General features: G+C 60.8%; 20 protein-coding genes. 14 read left to right on the top strand and 6 right to left on the bottom strand.

All coding sequences use genetic code 11. The annotated features are described in order from the left end of the window. Positions 1 to 56 precede the first annotated feature (56 nt). Together ACR9Y2_RS35155 and ACR9Y2_RS35150 are read left to right on the top strand one after the other, a co-directional pair. Positions 57 to 452 carry a BlaI/MecI/CopY family transcriptional regulator gene (locus tag ACR9Y2_RS35155; protein ID WP_435046575.1) on the top strand — a complete coding sequence of 132 codons (396 nt, stop codon included), beginning with the start codon at positions 57 to 59 and terminating at the stop codon, positions 450 to 452. Further along, positions 449 to 2227: a M56 family metallopeptidase gene (locus ACR9Y2_RS35150; RefSeq protein ID WP_435046574.1), complete on the top strand. Its 1779-nt coding sequence runs from the start codon at positions 449 to 451 to the stop codon at positions 2225 to 2227. Before ACR9Y2_RS35155 ends, ACR9Y2_RS35150 begins: the two co-directional genes overlap by 4 nt. 768 nt (positions 2228 to 2995) lie before the next feature. Here ACR9Y2_RS35150 and ACR9Y2_RS35145 read toward each other — a convergent pair. Further along, positions 2996 to 3187 carry a hypothetical protein gene (locus ACR9Y2_RS35145; RefSeq protein WP_435046573.1) on the bottom strand — a complete coding sequence of 64 codons (192 nt, stop codon included), beginning with the start codon at positions 3185 to 3187 and terminating at the stop codon, positions 2996 to 2998. A gap of 54 nt (positions 3188 to 3241) precedes the next feature. Between ACR9Y2_RS35145 and ACR9Y2_RS35140 the strand changes: the two genes are divergently transcribed. After that, the gene (locus tag ACR9Y2_RS35140; RefSeq protein ID WP_435046572.1) at positions 3242 to 3379 is read left to right on the top strand and encodes a hypothetical protein; all 138 of its coding nucleotides are present in this window, start codon (positions 3242 to 3244) and stop codon (positions 3377 to 3379) included. Positions 3380 to 3802: 423 nt separating this feature from the next. On the opposite strand, the gene ACR9Y2_RS35135 is transcribed toward ACR9Y2_RS35140, so the two are convergent. Further along, on the bottom strand, positions 3803 to 4021 hold the full coding sequence (locus tag ACR9Y2_RS35135) for a PF20097 family protein (protein ID WP_435046905.1): 219 nt from the start codon (positions 4019 to 4021) through the stop codon (positions 3803 to 3805). 185 nt (positions 4022 to 4206) lie between these two features. On the opposite strand from ACR9Y2_RS35135, the gene ACR9Y2_RS35130 reads away from it, so the two are divergent. Further along, complete coding sequence (locus ACR9Y2_RS35130) at positions 4207 to 5187, top strand: tyrosine-type recombinase/integrase (RefSeq protein WP_435046571.1); 981 nt, start codon at positions 4207 to 4209, stop codon at positions 5185 to 5187. Positions 5188 to 5318: 131 nt separating this feature from the next. Beyond that, positions 5319 to 6665, top strand: a complete 1347-nt coding sequence (locus tag ACR9Y2_RS35125; protein WP_435046570.1) for a hypothetical protein — start codon at positions 5319 to 5321, stop codon at positions 6663 to 6665. Positions 6666 to 6845: 180 nt separating this feature from the next. Here the strand turns inward: ACR9Y2_RS35125 and greB are convergent, their stop codons facing one another. Then, positions 6846 to 7469 carry a transcription elongation factor GreB gene (gene greB / locus ACR9Y2_RS35120; RefSeq protein ID WP_435046569.1) on the bottom strand — a complete coding sequence of 208 codons (624 nt, stop codon included), beginning with the start codon at positions 7467 to 7469 and terminating at the stop codon, positions 6846 to 6848. 376 nt (positions 7470 to 7845) lie between these two features. Further along, a complete protein-coding gene (locus ACR9Y2_RS35115; RefSeq protein ID WP_435046568.1) occupies positions 7846 to 8619 on the bottom strand; it encodes a formylglycine-generating enzyme family protein in 774 nt (257 codons plus the stop codon). A 715-nt stretch (positions 8620 to 9334) separates the two neighbouring features. Here ACR9Y2_RS35115 and ACR9Y2_RS35110 point away from each other — a divergent pair. The 5 genes from ACR9Y2_RS35110 (at position 9335) to ACR9Y2_RS35090 (ending at position 14117) form a co-directional block, all read left to right on the top strand. Next, positions 9335 to 9895: a hypothetical protein gene (locus ACR9Y2_RS35110; RefSeq protein ID WP_435046567.1), complete on the top strand. Its 561-nt coding sequence runs from the start codon at positions 9335 to 9337 to the stop codon at positions 9893 to 9895. Positions 9896 to 10327: 432 nt separating this feature from the next. Then, a complete protein-coding gene (locus ACR9Y2_RS35105) occupies positions 10328 to 13231 on the top strand; it encodes a hypothetical protein (RefSeq protein WP_435046566.1) in 2904 nt (967 codons plus the stop codon). A gap of 344 nt (positions 13232 to 13575) precedes the next feature. Beyond that, positions 13576 to 13755, top strand: a complete 180-nt coding sequence (locus ACR9Y2_RS35100) for a hypothetical protein (RefSeq protein WP_435046565.1) — start codon at positions 13576 to 13578, stop codon at positions 13753 to 13755. Beyond that, positions 13756 to 13893, top strand: a complete 138-nt coding sequence (locus ACR9Y2_RS35095) for a hypothetical protein (RefSeq protein WP_435046564.1) — start codon at positions 13756 to 13758, stop codon at positions 13891 to 13893. It begins immediately after the preceding gene. Further along, entirely contained in the window at positions 13890 to 14117 is a 228-nt protein-coding gene (locus ACR9Y2_RS35090) for a hypothetical protein (protein WP_435046563.1), read from the top strand. Before ACR9Y2_RS35095 ends, ACR9Y2_RS35090 begins: the two co-directional genes overlap by 4 nt. A 633-nt stretch (positions 14118 to 14750) precedes the next feature. Here ACR9Y2_RS35090 and ACR9Y2_RS35085 read toward each other — a convergent pair. After that, the gene (locus ACR9Y2_RS35085) at positions 14751 to 15161 is read right to left on the bottom strand and encodes a hypothetical protein (protein ID WP_435046562.1); all 411 of its coding nucleotides are present in this window, start codon (positions 15159 to 15161) and stop codon (positions 14751 to 14753) included. A gap of 489 nt (positions 15162 to 15650) precedes the next feature. On the opposite strand from ACR9Y2_RS35085, the gene ACR9Y2_RS35080 reads away from it, so the two are divergent. Then, positions 15651 to 16922, top strand: coding sequence for a hypothetical protein (locus ACR9Y2_RS35080; protein WP_435046561.1), 1272 nt, complete (start codon positions 15651 to 15653; stop codon positions 16920 to 16922). 287 nt (positions 16923 to 17209) lie between these two features. On the opposite strand, the gene ACR9Y2_RS35075 is transcribed toward ACR9Y2_RS35080, so the two are convergent. After that, on the bottom strand, positions 17210 to 18595 hold the full coding sequence (locus ACR9Y2_RS35075) for a DUF2252 domain-containing protein (protein WP_435046560.1): 1386 nt from the start codon (positions 18593 to 18595) through the stop codon (positions 17210 to 17212). 57 nt (positions 18596 to 18652) lie between these two features. Between ACR9Y2_RS35075 and ACR9Y2_RS35070 the strand changes: the two genes are divergently transcribed. The 3 genes from ACR9Y2_RS35070 to ACR9Y2_RS35060 are packed head-to-tail and all read left to right on the top strand — an operon-like array spanning position 18653 to position 21087. Continuing rightward, the gene (locus tag ACR9Y2_RS35070; protein WP_435046559.1) at positions 18653 to 20167 is read left to right on the top strand and encodes a FumA C-terminus/TtdB family hydratase beta subunit; all 1515 of its coding nucleotides are present in this window, start codon (positions 18653 to 18655) and stop codon (positions 20165 to 20167) included. A gap of 58 nt (positions 20168 to 20225) precedes the next feature. After that, on the top strand, positions 20226 to 20681 hold the full coding sequence (locus ACR9Y2_RS35065; protein ID WP_435046558.1) for a YybH family protein: 456 nt from the start codon (positions 20226 to 20228) through the stop codon (positions 20679 to 20681). A gap of 52 nt (positions 20682 to 20733) precedes the next feature. After that, positions 20734 to 21087 carry a PadR family transcriptional regulator gene (locus ACR9Y2_RS35060; RefSeq protein ID WP_435046557.1) on the top strand — a complete coding sequence of 118 codons (354 nt, stop codon included), beginning with the start codon at positions 20734 to 20736 and terminating at the stop codon, positions 21085 to 21087. Positions 21088 to 21090 lie beyond the last annotated feature (3 nt).

Below are 21090 nucleotides of genomic sequence, written 5' to 3'. Positions count from 1 at the left end.
CGGGTGAACTAAAAGCTTGACAGCCTCTTCCTAGTGTTATAAATTCTAACACTAGAATGTTTAACACTCGCGGACAGCGGAACGCGCTCACTTCCCTCGAGCAATTCCTGATGGACTATGTCTGGGCCCATCCGGATTGTACGGCGGAGACCTGCCGTGAGGGGGTGGCGGACCAGCGGGCGTTGAAGGATTCGACGATCCGTACGGTTTTACGGAACCTGGAAGAAAAAGGGTACATCGAGCACACAGTGCAGGGGCGGACGTTTGTGTACCGGGCGGTGGACACTCCGCGCAACGTGGCCGTGGAGGCAGCGCGGCAGCTGATTGACCGTTTCTGCGGCGGCTCGGTGGAGGAGTTGCTGGTGGGCCTGGTGGACAATCGGGTGCTCCGACCGGAAGAGTTGAAGCGGCTTGCGGAAAAGATTGCGTCGCGCAAGGAGAAGAAGGCATGATCACCGGGTATTTCCTGATCGAATGGGCGATTCGCTCCTCTGTACTCATTGTTTCCGGAGCAGTCCTGTTGTGGCTGCTGCGCGTCAAGGACCCGTCGATCCGGCTGGCGGCCTGCATCGCCGCCGTATGCGGTTCGCTTGCGATGCCATTGTTTACAGCGGCGCTGCCCAAGCTGCCTGTTGTTGTGATGCAGGCCTCCGCTGCTCCCACATTGAATGGCACTGCGCCAATGGATGCACCGGCTTTCGCGGTAACGATGGTGGACGGCTCACAAGCCGGCGGCGCGGGTTCCTGGATGGACTGGAGCGGCGTCCTGCTGGGCGTGTATGCCTTCGTCGCTGGACTGCTATTCCTTCGGCTTGGGATAGGCCTGCTGCTGGCACGCAAGCTCAGGCTGCAGAGCCGGGCTACGGAACTGACGGACGGCGGCGCCGAGATTCGGGAGTCCGAGCGAGTGGCTGCGCCGGTCACGGTGGGGCTCAGGCGGCCAGTGATCCTGCTGCCGGCGGACTGGCGTGAGTGGGGCGAGGCGAAGTTGGAGGCCGTGCTGGCGCATGAGCGATCGCATGTACGCCGGAAGGATCCGGCTGTACAGTTTCTTTCGGCGATGCACCGCGCGCTGCTGTGGCACAGCCCGCTGAGCTGGGTGCTGCACCGGAGCATTGTACGCCTGGCCGAGGATGTGAGCGACGACGCGGCCGTGGCGGTGACGCGTGACCGGACGTCCTATGCAGAACTTCTGCTGGAGTTCATGCAGGGTGGAGTGCGTGTGAACTGGCACGGCGCGGCGATGGCGCGCTATGGCAGTGCGGAGGCGCGGATCCACCGGATCCTGAACAGCACCTTCCTATCGACGGGTGTTCCGCGCGGCGCGGCGGCGATCATCTGCCTGGTGGCCCTGCCCATAGCCTATGTGGCGGCGGCGGCGATGCCCTCGCGCGCGGTTCGGGCTGTTTCGAACACTTCGGTGTCGGCGGGCCCGATGGCCGTGATGGCCTCTGCGCAAACGGCCTCTGGACAGGGGCCTGCGACGTCTTCCAGCGCGGTGCACGCGCGTTCGGAAGGAGCCTACCGGCGCTATGTCATTGTCCTGGGCGATACACAAAGCGGATCGTGGGACTCCAGCGAGCCGGCCAGTCCGGAGAATCTGCGTTCGCGGTTTGGCAACCGGTTCGCCTGGTTCCGGCAGGGCGGCGCGGAGCATGTGATCACGGACGATGGCGTTCTGCGGGAACTGGAACGCGCGATGGAGCCCCAGAAGAGGGTGAACGTGCAGCAGGATCAGGTGAACAGGCTGCAGTCCGCGGTGAATGAATTACAGGGAAAGATGAATGGCCGGCAGAGTGAGGTCAATGCGGTTCAGGACAAGGTCAACGCGCAACAGGCGGTGGTCAATGCGGCGCAGGCGACGATGAACCGGCGGCAGGATTTGCTGAATCGCATCCACGATGCCGGTTCACGAGAGAGCAGCGAAGCTGCAGTGAAGAAGGTGGAGGCGCTGCTGAAGGAGTTGCGGGCGACTCCGGGGGCGTCCAGCCAGGATGAGGTGAACCGCCTGCAGTCGAAGGTGAATGAGGAGCAGGGGCGGGTGAACGAACTGCAGGGGAAGGTGAACGCGGAGCAGGGCCGAGTGAATGAGGAGCAACACAAGGTGAATGCTGAGCAGGGGAAGGTGAATGTTGAGCAGGCTAGGGTTTCCAAGGAGTTCAATGCTCGGATTCAGGAGATCTTTGATTCGGCGATCCGGCGGGGGCTGACTAAGACGGGGAAGTGATGGCGAAGAAGGCCGGCACGAATGCCGGCCCGCAAGCCTGGAGGCATACCCCACGGAAGAAGGGCTCTGTCTTTGTTCGGGGTCATTGGGGTGCTGGGGTGACGGTTGGCATAAAGAGTGACGGCTGGAAGTGGGTTTGTTCACTCAGAATTGGTGGATTTGGGGGGATCCCAGTGCGGGGATGCGGCTAGAGGCTGCTTGCGGGCGGATCGTCCGCGGTGGGTTTGTTCACTCAAAATCGCTGGATTGGGAGTGCGCCTCGCCGGGATTGAGCCGAGGTCGGCAACGGTGGAGGACACGCCACAATGGCTTTGTTCCCTCAAATCTGATGGATTGGCGATCCCACCGCGAGGATGAGGCCGGATTTTGCAGTGCGGGCGATCAGTCCAGGGTGGCTTTGTTCACTCAGGATTAGCCTTTGCGATGGTCCCACCCGGTAGCGCCGATGGGCGTGATGCGGACCGGCAGCACTTCCTGGTGCCGCTATGCCGGGAAAGCGGGCACGGGGGGCTTGTCGCCAGGGCTCCAGTTCCTGCAGGCAGAAGAAGTGGAGTCCTGGATTGGGTCCGAGTTGAGGTGCGGATTTCAAAGAGCCGGGACCTGAGCAGGGGTCAGATCCGAACGACAGGCCGGGTCTCCTGTCGAAGCGGGATTATGGCACGCAGGTAAAGCGGTTTTCGGACCGGACGCCTGGAAGCCGCTGAATCAAAAGAGAAGATATTTCCGAAAGTGCCCGGACGATTGCCAGCGGGGGCCATCCATCGGACATCAGTAGGTCAGGCGCAGGCCGAACTGCATCCTACGCGGACCCACCAGGATGCCTGTAGTCTTTCCAGAATTCGCGCTGGTCACGCTGGTGTTGTCCGGTCCGAACTGCGTGTAGTTCCTGGTATTGAACGTCTCCCAGCGCAACTGGGCATTGATGCGCTCACCGATCCTGGTGTTCCCGAAGACGCCCATGTCCCAATTGTTGAGGCCTGGCTGCTGAATCGTGCGTCGGGCAAGGATCGACCCATGGCCACATCACCAATGATGTTCGGCTGTGAGGTGGTGATGCCGGTCACCTGCCAGCCGGGCAGGATCTTCTTGGCCAGGGGATTCATGCCGCCGCCAGTGGCTTTGCCGCGTCCGAAGGGCAGCTCGTACACGTAGCTGTGGACGAGGCGCTGGGGAACATCAAAGCTGCCGCGGCCACGGCCCCATTTCTTCATCTTGGCCGAGACCATCGAGAACTCGTCCGTGAGGCGAGATCGAGGGCCTTCGAATACGCCCTCTTCCTTCCTCCCCATGAGCGCCAACTTTGGCGTGAAGAGCGCTAGAGAGCATCTTCCTGCTGACGCGCGAGCGCCCCCGTACCTGACCAATCTCCGAGTGGCCGACCATCCATTCATTCAGAGCGCCGTCCCTTCCCGGGTCGCCGTTGATGGTTAATCGTCACTGTAGCCGAGAACCAGCCCGGCTTCCTATCCACGGCCATGCAGTGGAGAAACTGGATACAACCAGGGTTTCAGGATCGGCGATCTCATGCGGGATATCGCGGGGGAAACGGCCGGCGCGGTAATCCCGGCCCTTTTCCTATTTCGCGTACGACTCCAGATAGCCGCATCCCGTGCAACGATAAGTCGTGATCTCATAGTGCGGACCGTCCTTAGACTGTACTCCGCGCCAAAAAGACTTCTGCGGTTCGCCCGGCTGCCATTGCGCCACAACGCTGGATGCGTGATCTTTGTGGTCGAGAATAAACCCTTGTTCCATTTCGCCGTTGCATTTCGGACACTGATTGTGAGATTCCATCATCCCCCCCGGTGCCAATCTCGAAAAGCGGCCAGTAGCGTTCAATGCCGGCAAGCTCGTGGCCGGAACTCGTAGGAGGTTCCAGCCTACAACCTCGCTGACAGACGGTCAACCAAAGGCTGGAAGACTCTTTAGCAATGAACACCGGCTGAACCACGCGCCATTCGTCCGTTGGCATAAAACAATTGGTTGCGGTCCAGGAGGCCGCGACCCATGCCAAAGAAGTATTCACCAAAGTGGGGCGTCCCGTGCCGAAGATGGTCTTGCGGCTGCCAGACCTGGATCAAGCCAAATCGGCGGTTCTGAACAGCCTCACATCCAAAGATGCTCAACGCGGCTACCGGCATGCAATTGACGAATTCATCGAATGGTACTGCTCGGAGCCGCGGCTCTCGTTTAGCAAGGCGGTCGTGCTTCGCTACCGGATGCACTGGGAGTCTCGGCATTTGGCGCCCGGGACGATCAACCTCCCGCTCGGCGCGGTGCGCCGCCTGTCCTACGAGGCAGCCGATTGCGAGCTACTCAGTTCGGACCTCGCCGCCGGCATACGACGCATCAAGGGCGTAAAGAGGTTCGAGGTCAGACTCGGCAACTGGCTTACGTCCGAACAATCCCAGCGACCCTGGCGTTGCGCCTCCGTCGACAATCTGAAGGTCAGGCGTGACCGCGCACTGCTGGCGCTGCTCCTCGCTTCTGGACTCCGCGGGCATGAAGCCATTGACCTGGAGTTTGGGCACCTTCAGCAGCGCGAGGAGCATTGGGCCATCGTCCATCTTAGGGGCAAGCCTGGCCACACCAGGACGGTTCCGGTGCCGGGCTGGGTGAAGGGTGTACTCGATGACTGGACTCAGGCAGCGTGGCTCACCAGTGGCAAACTGCCTCGTCGCGTGAACAGGAACGGGAAAGCTTGGGGTACCGAGCTGATCGAGAAGGCAGTATGGCAAGTTGTCAATGAGTATGCGCGGAAAGCTGACATGGAAAGGCTTACGCCTCACGATCTACGTCGAACATGCGCGCGGCTTCGCTACGCGGCAGGTGGCGCATTGGAACAGATCCAGTTCCTTCTGGGCCATGTCTCGATCCAAATGACCGAGCGCAACCTCGGCGGCAAACAGCGGATTCGCTGGGCTGTAAACGATCGGATCGGTATCGAACCGGGACTTTAAAGGCAGCGCCGGGTCCGGTTTGCCGATGACACGCTCGGAACCCGGCCGACGCCTCAGCCGAATATGACGGTACATGGTCAAATGGCGTCCGTGCCTGACTGGAGGGAACGCCGTCAGGGAACTAAGTGAAGATGCAAATTGTCTACGAAAGCATGGCAGCGATCCGTTGTCTCTTGCTACTTTCGGCAGCAGTCTCGTTAGCATACGGCGGCGGTGATTGCGCCGGGCCGGGTTCATTCTGCGCTGCGCTCAGGCCGGGAATGGTTGCCTTCATCGGAACCCCCGTCTCCTCCGGGCATGATCAGTACCAGCGGTCAGTGGTGACCTTTCAGATTGCGGAGAGACTAGTGGGCCTCGCGGACGCGAAAAGAGCGACAGTTGTTTTCGCCGACGGCTATTCTGAGTCGAAGGAACCCCGGTTGTTCCTTGTCACGCCAACCCACGATGGGCTGTACTGGCACGACGACTGTGGCTCCGGGTTGGCGCTCCCGCTGAGTGATCCGCTGGCGAAGTCGTTTCGGCGCGACGTCGCGAACCGGGCGGCTGCGAAGTTCTCCGTCGTAGTCAAATCGGCACCCGGGTGGGTGACGATTCCGGGTGTTCGTGTGCAAATGCGAGGCAACGGAAGATCCTACGAAGGTCTTTCGAGCCGCCAATCCCCGCTGAGTTTCGCAACCGTTCCATCGGGCGAATACGAGCTGACATTAAATAGGCCGCATTTTCTACCCGCTCGTGCTTCGGGTCGCCTCACCGTCCTTCCCGGCTCATGCGGTACTGCGACGCTCTTCATGGAATCCGCTTCCCGTGTGTCCGGCCGCCTGCTGGACTTCCACGGTGAACCAGTGGCACACGCACGGATCTTCCTCAAGGGTACGCCGCAGGCCCTGGGAGGGGCGTCCATGTACGACTGGGCTGTGGAGCGCGTGCTGGAGTTGTTCACGAAACGCCCGGCAGACTTTGCCTTCTTTGACACGAAAACCGCAAGCGACGGCAGGTTCGAGTTCACGGGAGTGTATCCGGGTTGGTACAGGCTGGTAACAGATCTTGAAGGGGTTAACCAGAGCGGCCCGGCACTCTTTCCGGAGACCTACTATCCAGGTGTGAGCGACTGGCCGGAGGCAGCGGTGGTCGTGGTCGAAGAGGGGCAATCCATAAACAACATTACATTCCGGCTCCCGGATTTCGGCACCAAGCGCAACGTTGTCTTCCGGGTGGTCGATGAGGGAGGGCTTTCCGTTGCGGACGCCAAAGTGTTGGACTATGGTTATAGCCGCACGAGACTGGCTGCCGTCGGCGTCACGGACAGCAGCGGCAATGCCACGGTGGCGTTGTGGCCCAACGCCGAATATACCTTATTTGCCGAAATACACCTGCCTGAATATCGCCCGTACTTCGCGGACCCGATTCTCATTCCCGCCGGCAGGATACCAGCGAATCGTGTGTTCGTTCTGAAGGGTCTTCATTCGCGGCGTCCATAGGACTAGCGACTTGACGGTCTGTCGTCATGCCGGACCCGTGGCCTGCCTTGATCACTCCTGGATCACGCGCCAACAGGAACTAATCCGGCAGCAGTCCAAGCTGCGGTTTGCCGATGATTTACGCGGAGAGGTCAACTCGCCACTCGTCCCCAAGCCCCCCCGTAAAGTACATGTGTCGAGTTACGAGCTTCGGCCAGGTGGATCGGAATTGCGAGCAAGCCCCTTTGACGAGGATTCGGCAAAAGGCGGTTCACTGAATGGTTCGACCGCGATGCTCTCATAACGCACTTCAAGCACGATCAGGTCGGTTGTGCCGCCCGGCGCCCTGAGTTCTACGTGGTCGCCTTCCGCCGACTTCAGCAATGCGCGCCCCAGAGGCGAGAGCCAACTGATGTGGTTGCGGTTGAGATCGACCCCGTCGGAACCCACGATACTCACCACACGTTCGGCGCCCTTGGTATCGGCATAGCGCACAGTGGCTCCAAAGAATACCCTTGCCGAGGCCTGCTCCGATCTCGGAGCGCCCGGGTCGACCATTTCCGCGGCTTCAATGCGCTTGCGGAGAAAGCGAATCCGGCCATCGATCTGACGCAGGCGCCGCTTCCCGTACTTATAGTCGGCGTTATCGCTGCGATCGCCGTTGGCGGCCGCCCACGACACCATCTCCGTGACGGTCGGGCGTTCCCTGGTGACGAGAAAGTGGTACTCCTCATTGAGACGCTTCAGGCCGCCTGGCGTTATGTAGTTCTTGCCCGGCGATTCGGGTTTGTCCGCTTGGGGTTGTCGAGTAAACGCTGTTCGCACTTCTAGTCCGCCCGCGCGAATCTCGCGGATGAACCAGGGGCCACGAGGAAGGGGTGAGGAAAGCACCCCGGATGTCCGAATTCCCTGGGAGGCGTGCCTCTACTGACCGATTGTTTCACGTCCTCCAATCCCGCGTTGAGCCGGCCCGCCGCCACGGGCGCTCGCGCGCGAAGGCACGCCGTTGGCAGAAGGCCACCCGGCGCTTGCGAGTTGCTAGCGAATCCCGCGCTACCCTTCCGTTACCGGATTGGGGAAGGGTTGCCGACGATCCGGGAGTCGGCGGACCATAGCTGAACCCTATGCCGTCAGGGTGGATCTTCCGCAGTTTGGACGACAGTTTCGTTAGTGTTGCTGATTCCTTTAGGGTAGTTCCAAACTAGCCCCATACGAGCCGAAACCCAATGCACCCATCGTGATATTCCTGTCCGATCTCGTATCGCTTGGAGACCGTGCAGTGGACAGCTCCATTGTGGAAGCACCCGCCCCGAAGAACACGCTCGTCGCCTGGGCCTGAGTAGGCCGATCCGTCTGACGGTACTTGAGCCGGGTCTGAAGTGTAGACATCCTGGCACCACTCCCAGACATTGCCCGACATATCGTAGATGCCCAATTGATTCGGCGCCTTCCGCTTCACGGGTTGGGTGTGATCACCGTGCCGACGATGGTGCCAGGCCACTTGTTCGACGTCCTCGCTTCCGCTGAAAGTGAAGCCATCCTGCCACTGCGGACCGCCGCGCGCCGCATACTCCCATTCGGCTTCTGTGGGTAGACGGAAGTTGAAGGGCTCACCAGGCGGAAGGGACGCTTGCTCCGCAAGGCCCGCCGGGATGGAAGTGGAGTTGATGCGATCCAGAAACCCGCCGGGCGCTGTAAGGCTGTTCCAGGAGACATTCTCCAGTGGGTGCTCGTCGCTTTCCCGATTGATTGAGGGATTGGAGTTGCCCATCACGTGAACCCAGAAAGCCTGGGTAACAGGAGCAACGCCGATATAGAACCCTCGTGGAATCTCGATCAGCGGACCACCACGTCCGCTGGCTCGATCGCCGAACGGATAGCGGTTACCCTCAGTTCCTGGCACATAAACGAAACTCGCAGCATGGCGTGTTTGTCTGAAGGACTCGTGCCAAGAGTAAGCAAGGACCTTGCTCATAGTGTCTCCTTGAAACTGTCATCTCCGACTACATCGATCAAATGCTTCCGCAGCTTGCAATGACAACGCAATCAGAGCAACTTTGTCATTCATTTCTGACCCTTAGCTCCTCCCGTGACTCATGATAACGGCCCGCGACACGGCGTCCAGATGACGCGCTATCCGGAAGTTGAGAGTTCGTCCCGGTCCATAAGTCCCGATCTGGGAAGTTGGGCGTTGGGACTTCTGTAGTGAGACGCCGTGGCGCCCGCCGGACGTGTTGTCGCCGTTGCTGAGAAATGGTGTCCGGCTTGGGCTGCCAGCTCCGGGCGTGTCAGGCGCCACTCGTACATAGTCCCGCAGCATCGGATGCGGTCCAGAAGGTCGGCCTGGAGAGGATGCCGGCGCGCCAACGTGAATCGTCATCCCGGCTCAGCATCCACAGATCGTTAAGTTAGCGCTTATGTCCTTTCTCCCCCTCCTCCTTGGCAGGCGAAGCCGAAGGGGGGAGCCCGACGGAGGAATGGTGGCCAGAGCATCCTGAAAGCGGGGCGTGTCGTGGATTTGGCTGTCCCAGTGAAGCAGGGGCCGCTCGAGTTCAGAGTGACTGAAACGCCATCCTTACGTCCGATAGACGTCGGCGATGATCACTTTCTCGGGTCCGGCAACCACTATTCCGGTGCGCAGCTTCTGATCGATGGAATTCTGGAGCGGCTGCGCACTGGAGGCAACAATTATGGGTATTCTTCTGGGCTACGCGCCTTTTGTGGTGTTTTTTGCCGTCTCAAACCTGGGCGGTTCAGGAATGGGGTTGGTCTGTGCGGCGATCGCGGCGGTTATCCTCACAGCGGCCAGGGCTCTCGGCGGCAAGCAATCCGTCAAACTTCTGGAGCTTGGCAGCGTGCTGCTGTTTGCGGGCCTGGCGGCGGCCGCCTATTCCAGCAATGCAAACTGGACCCTGACTGAAGTCCGCCTGCGGGTGGACGCCGGACTGCTGGCGATCATCGTGGCCTCGCTGGCGATCGGCCAGCCCTTCACCTTGCAGTATGCGCGGGAGGAAGTACGCCCCGAGTTGTGGAACAACCCGGACTTCCTGCAGACGAATCGGATCATCTCGGCTGTCTGGGCGGGCGCGGTCCTGATGTGTATCTTCGCGGAAGTGCTCTGGATCTACTTTCCAGCCGTACCCAGGGGAGTCGGCACGATTGCGACGATTGGGGCGATCTATGGGGCGGTTCGCTTCACCTCGTCATATCCGAGGCGCATCCGGGAGCAGGCGGCAGTCGCGGCGGAGTGAAGGGTTGGCAGCCGCCCTTCGGCGTTCCTCTGCTTGGGCGTTCGCTGCGTGCGCAATCTGAGCGGAGCAAGGTCGTCGCGTTCTTGCGCAGAAACGTGATTTGGCAATAGGCGCCCGCGGGGGCGAGTTGATTGTACAGGTCATCTGAAGACTGAGGAAACACGTTGGAACTCCGGCGGCTGATGCCGGCAGATCGTATTGGACGTGCGAGGGTGAGGGGGAGCCATCGGGGCTCCCCCTTTTCCGCGTTTGGGAGGAAGGCCTGACGCCGGTTGGTATTGATCTCCCCATGGATCCCTCCTGTCCTTTGCGCGCTCAATCTGTGCAAGCCCAAGCCTCGCGATTTCGATCATTCAACGGCTGCCCGGCACGTTGCCGCGATCGCCGGAATCTTTGATCACATTTGGCCAGGTGGTCGCCACTTGGAGGGGCATGAGAGAGAAACTCACCGACAACATTTGGAGCCGCATGACCGCGGCGCCCGGGCACCGCTCACGGCTGCGGATGTACGCTTTGGCGTCATTCTGCCTGGCCATGAGTTCCACTGTAGGGTTTGCGGCGGACAGACAGTTATCCGCCAAGAAAGCGAAGGACGGCCTGATTGCGGCCCCTACCGCGGGCCAGCGGCTGAGCGGCAAAATCCACGTGTGGATCAATATCCCGGACGACCAGAGCACCCGGTTTGAGGTGAAGCTGAACGGGCAGGACATCTCGGATGCCTTCACGCAGAAGCGGCGCAAGTCCTCGGCGCCGAACGGCCGCACGCGGACGGTGCAGAGCGATGCGCTGACCGCCCACGACGGACTGCGGAGCGGGCGCAATCTGGTGGTGGCGCGGGTGTTGATGGCCGGCAAGGCGCCCAGAAGGGAACACCTCTATTTCGAATGGTCGCAGCAGCCACTGCTGGGCGCCTCTTCCGTGAGTGCCGTGCAATATCCGCCGGCCGTGGGTTTCGTCGTGCCGGGTCCGACGAAGGGCGGTCCAGTGGTCAAAATCGGCGCCGACGGAATCCAGACCTCGAACTGCGATACCGCGCTGCAGGTACTGGTGCTGGATCGCAGCGAACTCACGCAAAAGGACTACCAGTGCTTCGACGACTCCGCCAGCCTGAAGACCTACCTGGCGGCCCGCACCAGTGCTGAGCTCGTGATAGTCACCACGATGGAGGGCCGCACCGCTCCCGCGGGTCTGAACACCTCCGCCATTGGCGGCAACGACTACACGGCCACGCCCGCGACGCTCTCGCCTTACGGTTACATGATCATCGGGGCCGGCCAAACCAAAGCCGGGCAGGCGACGGAGAACTATTACGTGGAAACGACGGTAGCGGCGCCGTTTCAGTACGCGCCATACCTCACCGGAATACTGTTGCACGACAACAACAACTACTACGCCTTCCACCCGAGCGAGATGGCCACCTTCACGGTGTCTCCGAACGATCCTTCCCGCTCCAAATCGGTGGTGCAGATCAACGATCAGGTCTACACGAATCCGCACCAGAGCTATGGCGCCGGCGGCTTCTGGCTGCTCACTCTCGACCGGTTCGGTCTCCAGCCCATCGACTCCAACTGGAGCGGCGGCAGCGTTTGCGTGTATGGCGCTAAGCTAAACGACGGCACGTGCGGGCAGTTTTACCCCACCGGATCGAACGATACCAGCGTGGCGTATCCGGCGATGACGGCCCTGGCGGCGGCGTTGACCGGCGCCAACCAGAGCCCGCGCAATCTGTTGGTGCTGACGACGGTCGGCACGCCACTCGGCTATCTGCCCAACAAGGAACTCGGACAGGCCGTGGCACAGTTGGGCGCGTCGGAATACGTGCTGCAGAAGGTTATTTCGGACTCAATCCAGAACACGTATACGCTGATCTCGAGTTCCGACGATACCTTCTCGAAGGGGCTGACCGGAAAGGCCGTATTCTCCACCAGCGTCTATTCGCAGCAGAAGCAGACCGGCTATGTCCGAGGACTTCTGAGGCGCGACCGGAATAGCCTCTTCAGCCCCGGGACCTATGCGCATGAATCGGCGCAACAAGTCGCCCAGGGCAAGGGGCGGGTGTTCGAGCTGGAACCTCTGCTTTGGAGTCAGCCGGTAGCATGGCCACTCACGGATACGCCCGGTCACATCGCGGCCTATCAGCAGCTCAGCTACCAGGTGATCAACAATGTGCTGACCAATCCCAGCGGCGATCATCTGTACGATGTCCGGTATTACTACTTTGGCAGCCAGGCCACCAAGTTTGGCGAGTACAAGCTGAATAAGAGCGATTACCCCTATCCGGCCAATGCGAACGGCTTCTCGCAAGCCGAATGGACGGATGCGCTCGGGCAGATTGGTACGGAACTGGGCTATCTGGGACAGGTGCAGAGTTTCCTGGGTCCGGACTGGGTGGGTGGCATCATGTCGGCGGGCACCACGCCGATGGTGTTGAGCATGTTTCAGGCAGCCGGCGATCTGGCGGAAACCGAACTGAGTGCCAGCCAGGCGCAGGTGCGTGTCGACACGTCGGCAATTCTGAACCTGGCCATCTCGGGGTTGGAACTGCTCGGCGACTTCTACGATCCGGCCAGCGTCCTGGGGGATGCGCTGACGCTGGCGTCGCAGACCAGCGCTTTCGGCGATGATTCGCAGAGTTTGCCTGGCGCGGAATATGCCGCGATCGCCGAGGCGACCGCCCTGGCCGGCAAGGCGGAGACGTTCGCGGTGAACGTGGAAAATGGGTACAACATGATGGTTCAGGCGATCTACTGCGACTGGGGCAAGCTGTCCTATATCGGGCAGCAGGTGGCCGACACCTCGAGTCCCTGGTATCAGACATCGAAGACGATCTCGCCGAACCTGGTCGCGGCCTTCGACACAGCAGCCAAGAAGAGCACTTATCTGCAGGCGCTACCCACCCTCATCTACAAGGACGCGTGGCTGGACCAGCAGGCCACGAGCCCGTCCCAGATCGGCTCGTGGAAGCTGCAGGAATGTGATGGAAAGACCGGAAAATGCGAGTACAAGTGCACGTCGTACTATGCGACCCGCAGCATCCCGGCGAACGTCACGCGCACTTACGGGACGCCGAATGATTCGACGACCGGGGATAATACGATCCACGACCTGTATGTTCTGTCGCAGCCCATCAAGAGCCAAGGCAGCAACTTCGTCAGCCAGGTCTATCCCAGCGATGCGCTCATGACCCTGCTAACCGGCAGCGGCCCGGGCGATTTCAACCTTTCCCTGGATTCGCTGCTGTCCTCCAGCAGCCTTTTGAAGAACCAGGCGGGACCGATGTACAGCAACGACGGGGCGGCCTGCTACAACATCGGCGGCACCAAGTACATCCCGTAAGAACACGGCAGGGTCTTGAGGGAGTGTGCGGCCCGGGGGGAACGACTCCCCGGGCCGCAGCGCCGTTTTCGAAGCGGCTGCGACGTGGGTGATTCGACGAATAATCGAGGCGGCAGCGTCATCGCACCCAGGCTCCGTTCTGCGCGGCCCGAGGCCTTGGCGGATACGAGCCCGTCGAGCGCGGATCGTGCCGATGTGAGCACATGACTTCCGGCAAGTCCGGTGGCCGCGAGGGCCACAGTCTAGGAGGCCTCTGAACAAAGGCCCATAACCTGGACCCGTGCGGCGCATGTGCGTTCAGAAGGTGCATACCGGCGCTGCGTCATTGTCCTGGGCGATACACAATGCGGACCGTAGAGCTCCGCGAGCCGGCCAGCCCGGAGAAAATTCGTTCGCGGATCGGCAACCGTTTCGCCTGGTTCCGCCAGGGCGGCGCCGAGGATGTGAGCACGGACGAGGGTGTTCTGCGAGAGATTGAACGGGCGATGGGGCCGCAGAAGAAGGTGAATGCTCAAGAGGCCTAGGTGAACCGGCGGCAGGACCTGCTCAATCGCATGCACGATGCGGGCTCCTGGGAGAGTAATGAAACTGCGGTGAAGAAGGTGGGGGCGCTGCGGAAGGAGTTGCGGGCCACGCCGGGGCGTCCAGCCAGGAAGAAGTGAACCGCCAGCAAGCTAAGGTGAATGAGGAACAGGGGCGGGTGAACGAACTGCAAGGGAAGGTTAACGCGGAGCAGTGCCATGTGAATGAGGAACATCAGAAGGTGAATGCCGAGCAGGGGAAGGTGAACGCGCAACAGGCGAGGGTTTCCGCGGAGTTCAACACGCGAACTCAGGAGATCTTTGATTCAGCGATCCGGCGGGGGTTGACGAAGCCGGGACGGTGAGGAGGCAGAGGGCGGCTGGGGGGAGGCGGCGGGCTATGACCAAGGTGAAGCTCTGAGCAGACGAGATCACCTTCTGTAGTGATAGGGCGTATCGCACTGTCTTGCGTACGCACCAGTGACCCGAGGCAACGAGGTGCGCTGGTTGGCCGCTACGCCCTGTTCGGACCAGCGGGTCCGTCTGCCCCGCTGGTCCGTTCGGCCTCACGTTGTTCAACTGCAAACAGCACGGAACGCTGAATCCGTACTAGCACCCTCGCTAAACCAACGTTCGGCCTCCGTGCCACACCGAGAAGTATCCAAGGAGCACGATGAAGATGCTCCATGTGCTAACTAGTGCGAGGAAGACGATCGCAATCATTTTCGATGGGCTTGACAACCCCCGAGAGTTCTTCCATTCTGAGGACGATCCTCCATCCAGTGGTTGGGTGGTTGGTCTTTGAGTTTTGGGCATTGGGAGTCTCCTTTCTCCGGTGCTAAGAACTAACTCGTGAACGCCAGGGACGGTCTGCACACCGTTCTTGGCTTCACAACTCCTTCGCAATACGCTAGAGCACTGTCCAACCTTACGAACGCTCACAGGCTTCCCCAGGCATTCGGCGGCGTTTGATGGGGCAGCAACGGTCTTGCGCATAATCACCCCAACTTCCGGCGACGACCGCCGCTCATACTCTGCTGAAGCAATCTAACAGTCTCAGCGTCGCCGTGCTTCCTCTTTAGCTTCCGGATCACCTTCCGGACCATTTCTTTGGCCTCGCCATCTTCGGACACCGATGCGAGCGCCCCGACGGCGTCCCAAAGGGGGAATCCAAAGTCATTCAAGCAGACGTGGCCAAGGTATTTCACCAGGCACGATCTCACATGGGGCTCAGAGGCGTACATGGCCGCCCGGACGTCTTCGATGGGCTTTGTCTCGATCCAACTATCTTCGTAATGAGCTCGTCGGCGGTATTCCTCGAAAGCAGCCACAGCTTGCTGGGCGTCAGTTCCAAGCATCCCGCCCTCAAGCACAGAAGTGAATTTCAGATTCGATTGAGTATCCTTCATAGGGCCTTTTTCTCCTAGGAATAGATTCCTTCATACCCAAGAAGAAAAACACCATTTGTCCGAAGTATCTATGGCCTCTGTCGGTTGATATCTTTGCCAGAATCATTCTCTAGGACAGACACTTCATTCCGTTAGGAGTCGTCGGATGTTAGCCCCAGGAACGGAACCGGCGACGGCTGCTGACGGTGTATTCCGCCCCCATCAGGGGGGCTATGGCATTCCGCTCTCACAAAGGAGCCCTACCACGCGCCACACAAGGCGGCGGGAAGGGCGAAAGATGCCTCGGATCGCGGTTTGTCGGATGTACACCCGAGGATTGGCTCTGCTAGGGAGGATAGGAGGCGCTCCTAGTAACAGGTCGTGGTGCACGCGGCCCCACTCACCGCAGTTGGGTACTTCTCTCGTAGCGATTGCCGCATATATGATATAAAGTTCCTAAAATCGTCTAAGACGCTCCATCCACAACTGTGGTTGAGCGGAGAGAATGGCATGCAACGCGAACAAAACCAGAAGCCGGGACGCCGACGCTCCTTTACGCCCGCAGAAGAGACACGAATTGCACTCCGGCGCCACCAGCCGCAGAAGACAGGCGGGAAGGTCAGGCTCCCCAGTTGGAGCGCGCTCGCTGGAGAATTCGATCGCGACCCCAGATTGCTGCAACAGGCCTCTATCAGGGCCTTCGAACGCGGGCATGTCAAGGTCATCGAAGTTCCACGGTTGCCAGCTGAATGCGTTCGCGTCGAAGGACTTGAGAAGGCCCTGCACTTCAAGTTCAAGGTCCGGAGACCGATTGTGGTCGACACGGACGAATTTGAGCGGGAGTACCTGAAGACGTTCCACAACCCCGGGCACTACAGCGCATTGAATGCGTTGGACGACGAGATCCACCGTATACTGGGAGCCCACATGGCGAGGATTATCGAAGAGCGCTTCATCTTCGACGATTCCTGCGTAATCGGATTGGGGGCTGGTCGTGGGGTCTATTATATTTTGGAAGCGTTGTTGCTGCGCAAAGTCATGCTCGATTATACCGACGTGGCACTGATGTCGCTCAGTGGATTCGTCCATCCGCACGATTACGCGTCCCGCCTCAGCGTGCCGCTTGATTCGGACTATCACGTATGGCTGATGGCCAGTTGCTTCAGTACCCAGGTGAGACTGCAGCAGGTCTATTATCCAATTACGTGCGAGAAGCGAGACGATACTCCGCTTGGTCAAAAATCATGGAAGGAGTTTCATCCGCAAGTAATCCTCGCCGGAGTCGGCGCCCTCAGCTCCGGCCATCGGTTCTACGACGCGGCCAAATCAGTTCGCCACACAGCGGCCGCGCAGCCGGACACAATGCTTGCGCCAATCATGAAGGAGCTTAGTGAGCTGGTAGAGATCTGCGACAGAATATCGAAACTATCGAAGGCTATCGATCCTGCATTCTGGCCCGTCGGAGACATCTGCCACCGGCTTTATTACGTTCAGCCACCGGCGTCTGTGACTGTGCCGCCTACTGACCAAGCGCATGCGGAGCGACTGATTAAGTGCATCAATGATAAACTGCTGAATGTCAGCGAGGGCCAACTTCGCGAAGTGCAGATCGCCCTCGTCGCTGGCACATTGAGGAAGGCGTATGCAATTCACGAACTCTTGAGAGCGGGTCGATACAACGTGCGTGTACTCTGCATTGACAAAAAAGCGGCTGAGAAGATTCTTGAAATCGACACAACAGAGCGGAGCCACCTCGGGAACAATTATCAATCCGGCCAATAAGGGGGATTCAAATCCGCCCGATCCTCAACTATTATGACGGGCACATTCGAAGGTGGATGCAGCGCCCAAGCCAAATTGGATTGCAGGTGTCTCTGTTCTGACTTAGGGCGTTGAATCTCAGGGACTTTCGGCCGGGTTTCCGGAAATGTGCATCTGTTCCAACGCCACAACTTGAGGCGGTCAACAGGTATGAATCCGCTTGAGCACTACCAGGAATAGCGCGATACGGTCCGTTGGGGGGAGTATCGCCATTCATGGAGGCCCAAAATAGGAGGCACACCGCTCTTCTACCCCACGAGCGCCTTCACCTTCTTCTTCTGGATCGCCTCCACCAACAGTGCATGATCCAGCACGGTTTGGTCTCCATAGAGCTCGGCCCAACGGACCATGGCTGCGTCCAGGACCTGGGAACTGCCGCAGTAGCCGGCGATGAGGGCGATGTCGCCGCTTCTTGCGTGCGCACGGGCCAGGAGGCCTCCCAGGGTGTAGGCGTAGCGCTGCCAGTTGCCGGCGTCGAATCGTTCCACCGGGATCTGGCCTTTCAGGTTGCGCTGCTGGCGGACGTAGAAGGGCCGGCTGCCTACCGAGGTCCAACCCAGGAGGATGTCGCCGGAGGCCTGCATCAGGCGCTGGTAGTGGACTACACGGCGGCCGTCGTGGGCTGCCAGATCGGGCGGCAACGCGGGGAGATGGTCGACCTGGACGGGCGGGGTCGCTTCCTTGATCTGCAGGACCAGGGCATCGTTCGCGCAGGCTCCGAACATCAGCAGGACGTAGTTGCGGACTCCGGCGCTGCCGACGCCGCCCACGCGATGGCCTACGTCGGCGACACGGTAGTGGCGCATCAGGCCGCGGCGCTCGCGCGGCAGGGATTCGACGTAAGTTTCCAGCGCAGCCTCCACCGCTTGGCGGGTTTTGGCGTCGACTCGGCTGAGCACGGGCGGATCGAGTTTGAGGCGCCAGGCGCCTTTGACGGACTGTTCGGCCAGCTTGTCGAGGGCCGCGTCGCTGTTCTGGGTGCGCGCCTTATCGAGGGCCCGCCGCAGCATGGCGAGGTAGTTGGAATCCACGCGGTCGATGGGCTCGCCGTCGCCGGGGAAGAGATTCAGGTACCAGATGTAGAGGGCGCCTTTGTCCTGAAGGAGGATGGCTTGCTGGCGGTAGCCGCGAGCGCAGCGTTCGACGACGGCGGCGCGCTGTTTGCGGGTGAGTCCGGCCTGGCGTCCGAAGACATTGATGCTGGCGCAAAGGCGCTTCAAATCCCAATCCCAGGGTCCGATGCGGGCCTCGTCAAAGTCGTTGAGGTCGAGGGTGACCTCTCGCTGGGCGGTGCCGAAGAGACCGAAGTTGGCGAAATGGGCGTCGCCGCAGATGCCGCCGTGGATGCCACTGTTGACGCCGGCGGTCAGGTCGAGGGTCATCAGGGCGGCGGCGCCGCGCAGGAAGCCGAAGGGGGAGGCGGCCATGCGGCCCATGCGGAGGGGGACGTAGCGGTCCTGGCGGCCGGAGTTGGTGCTGGTGATGAGCCGGACCGGGTCAGGCCGGTGGGGCGAAGGGGCCCAGTCGCCGAGGGATTCACGCGGTACTTTTTCGCGAAATGACTTGCCTTCGGCGCGGCGGTCCTGCCAGCCCCCAGTGATCCGTTTCGGCATGATCACCGTTGTAGCAGACACCCGGAGGCCATTCCAGGGGGGTACCATGGTTGTTTAGTCATTTAGGAGCTCACCGTCATGGAATTCCTCTTCAATAGCCTGCTGGAACTCATAACTCAAACATCCACGAATCTTCCCCCCGACGTACGCGCAGCCATGGGCATCGCACTCAAACAGGAGACCCCGGGCACACAGTCGCACCAGGCGCTTTCGATCATGGCGACCAATATCGACATGGCCCATGAAGACCAGGGTCCGATCTGCCAGGACACGGGCATGCCGACGTTTATCGTGCATACCCCGGTGGGTGTGAACCAGTTGGTGATCAAGAAGAAGATCAAGGAAGCGGTGGCGGAGGCTACGCGGCTGGGCAAGCTGCGGCCGAATTCCGTCGATTCGCTGACCGGCAAGAACTCCGGCAACAACCTGGGCGAAGAGACTCCGGTGATCCACTTTGAACAGTGGGAGCACGATGAGATCGAAGTGAAGCTGGTGCTGAAGGGCGGCGGCTGCGAGAACAAGAACATCCAGTATTCCCTGCCCTGCGAGTTGGATCACCTGGGCAAGGCGGGCCGCGACCTGGCGGGCGTCCGTAAGTGCATTCTGCACGCGGTTTGGCAGGCGCAGGGCCAGGGGTGCGCTCCGGGTGCGCTGGGCGTGTGCATCGGCAGCGACCGGGCGCACGGGTACGACTTGGCCAAGATGCAGCTCTTCCGGACGCTGGACGACGTGAACCCGAATCCGGAACTGGCGGCACTGGAAGCGGAGATTGTGGCCGAGGCCAACCGGTTGGGCATTGGCGCGATGGGCCTGGGCGGCGGTGTGGCGCTGATCGGGTGCAAGATCGCGGCGGCCAACCGGCTGCCCGCGTCGTTCTTTGTCTCGGTGGCTTACGACTGCTGGGCGTTCCGGCGGCTGGGTATCCGGATGGATGCCTCGTCGGGCGTAATTACGCAGTGGCTGTACCGCGATCCGGAGCGGCCGGTGGAGCGGATGGCGAAGGAGACCGGGTTCCCGCTGACGGGCCGCGAGGTGATCCTGACTCCGCCGCTGACGGAAGAGATGATGCGGCAGCTGAAGGTGGGCGACGTGGTGCTGATCCGCGGCGAGATGTTCACGGGTCGCGATGCGGTGCATGCGTACCTGATGAAGAATCCGCCGCCGGTGGATCTGAACGGCGCCGTACTGTATCACTGCGGTCCGGTGATGTTGAAGCAGGGTGAAGAGTGGTTTGTGAAGGCGGCCGGGCCGACGACGTCGAGCCGCGAGGAGCCTTACCAGGCCGACGTGCTGCGGAACTACGGTGTGAAGGCCGTGATCGGCAAGGGCGGCATGGGCAAGAAGACGCTAGCAGGATTGCAGGAGTGCGGCGCGGTGTACCTGCACGGTGTGGGCGGCGCGGCTCAGTTCTATGCCCGTACGGTGAAGAAGGTGCTGGGGGTCCATCTGTTCGACTTCGGGGTACCCGAAGCGATGTGGCACCTGCAGGTGGAAGATTTCATGGCCATTGTGACCATGGATGCGCATGGCAATTCGCTGCACGCCGAGGTGGAGCAGGCCACGGGCGACGTGCTGGAAACGATGAAGGCATAGTCTGATTTGATTTGAGGAGGCCGGCGCCGCTGGCCTCCTTTCGCGCCATAATCGAGCAATGCGGGCGCACCATCTCACTCTTTCCCTCCTTTCCGCCGCCGTGATGTTTGCGGCGGTGCTCTCCGCCCAGACCCCCACCGACGAAGCGGCGATTCGCGACACGATCCGGCAGTATGCGGAGGCGCGCGACCACGCCGATGCGAAAGCCACCGAGGCGCTGTTCACTCCGGATGCGGACCAGCTTGTGTCGTCAGGCGAATGGCGGCAGGGGCGGGCGGCCCTAGTGAAGGGGGCGATGAGCAGTTCCAAGAAGGAGACCGGCAAGCGGCTGATTGGCGTGGATACGGTGCGGTTTCTGGCTCCGGGCGTCGCGATCACCGATGGTCCGTATGAAACGACGGGCGCCAACGGAACGGTTCGCAAGATGCGGACGTGCTTCGTCTTGACCAAGGGCAAGGACGGGTGGAAGATCGCGGCGATCCGGAACATGCTGCCCGCGGCTCCGGCGAACTGAGACGTTACAACAATTCCAGTTGCAGCTATAGCAGATTCGGCTATAGTGAGTCATGGAATATCGAGCGGATTCGTTCCTACCGCTGCATAAGGACACTTTTCACATCCTGGTATCGCTGGCGGACCGTGACCGGCATGGGTACTCGATCATGCAGGACGTGCAGCAACGTACGGGGGGCAAGCTGCGGCTGAGCCCGAGTACGCTGTATGCGGCCATTAAGCGGTTGTTGGAGCAGGGGTTGATCGACGAGTTGGCCGAGCGGCCGGATCCGGATCACGACGACGAGCGGCGGCGCTACTACCACCTGACCCCACTGGGGCGCGAGGTGGCGCTGGCCGAGGCGCGCCGGATGGAGCAACTGTTGGCGGATGCGCGGGCCTGCGGGTTGCTGCCGCAGGAGGCATAAGGA

The sequence above is a fragment of the Paludibaculum fermentans genome (genome assembly GCF_051172195.1).
Taxonomy (GTDB): domain Bacteria; phylum Acidobacteriota; class Terriglobia; order Bryobacterales; family Bryobacteraceae; genus Paludibaculum; species Paludibaculum fermentans_A.
The sequence above is the reverse complement of the archived record's forward strand: the minus strand, read 5'-3'. Positions and strand labels throughout refer to the sequence as shown.

Bases quoted from the DNA above. Each gene is read 5' to 3' on its own strand.
- ACR9Y2_RS35065 (WP_435046558.1), top strand. From the start codon at position 20,226: ATGCGGGCGCACCATCTCACTCTTTCCCTCCTTTCCGCCGCCGTGATG.
- ACR9Y2_RS35115 (WP_435046568.1), bottom strand. From the start codon at position 8,619: ATGAGCAAGGTCCTTGCTTACTCTTGGCACGAGTCCTTCAGACAAACA.
- ACR9Y2_RS35135 (WP_435046905.1), bottom strand. From the start codon at position 4,021: ATGGAATCTCACAATCAGTGTCCGAAATGCAACGGCGAAATGGAACAA.
- ACR9Y2_RS35140 (WP_435046572.1), top strand. From the start codon at position 3,242: ATGGCCACATCACCAATGATGTTCGGCTGTGAGGTGGTGATGCCGGTC.
- ACR9Y2_RS35085 (WP_435046562.1), bottom strand. From the start codon at position 15,161: ATGAAGGATACTCAATCGAATCTGAAATTCACTTCTGTGCTTGAGGGC.
- ACR9Y2_RS35105 (WP_435046566.1), top strand. From the start codon at position 10,328: ATGAGAGAGAAACTCACCGACAACATTTGGAGCCGCATGACCGCGGCG.
- ACR9Y2_RS35145 (WP_435046573.1), bottom strand. From the start codon at position 3,187: ATGGGCGTCTTCGGGAACACCAGGATCGGTGAGCGCATCAATGCCCAG.
- ACR9Y2_RS35110 (WP_435046567.1), top strand. From the start codon at position 9,335: ATGGGTATTCTTCTGGGCTACGCGCCTTTTGTGGTGTTTTTTGCCGTC.
- ACR9Y2_RS35155 (WP_435046575.1), top strand. From the start codon at position 57: ATGTTTAACACTCGCGGACAGCGGAACGCGCTCACTTCCCTCGAGCAA.
- ACR9Y2_RS35100 (WP_435046565.1), top strand. From the start codon at position 13,576: ATGCGGACCGTAGAGCTCCGCGAGCCGGCCAGCCCGGAGAAAATTCGT.
- ACR9Y2_RS35070 (WP_435046559.1), top strand. From the start codon at position 18,653: ATGGAATTCCTCTTCAATAGCCTGCTGGAACTCATAACTCAAACATCC.
- ACR9Y2_RS35080 (WP_435046561.1), top strand. From the start codon at position 15,651: ATGCAACGCGAACAAAACCAGAAGCCGGGACGCCGACGCTCCTTTACG.
- ACR9Y2_RS35060 (WP_435046557.1), top strand. From the start codon at position 20,734: ATGGAATATCGAGCGGATTCGTTCCTACCGCTGCATAAGGACACTTTT.
- ACR9Y2_RS35125 (WP_435046570.1), top strand. From the start codon at position 5,319: ATGCAAATTGTCTACGAAAGCATGGCAGCGATCCGTTGTCTCTTGCTA.
- ACR9Y2_RS35150 (WP_435046574.1), top strand. From the start codon at position 449: ATGATCACCGGGTATTTCCTGATCGAATGGGCGATTCGCTCCTCTGTA.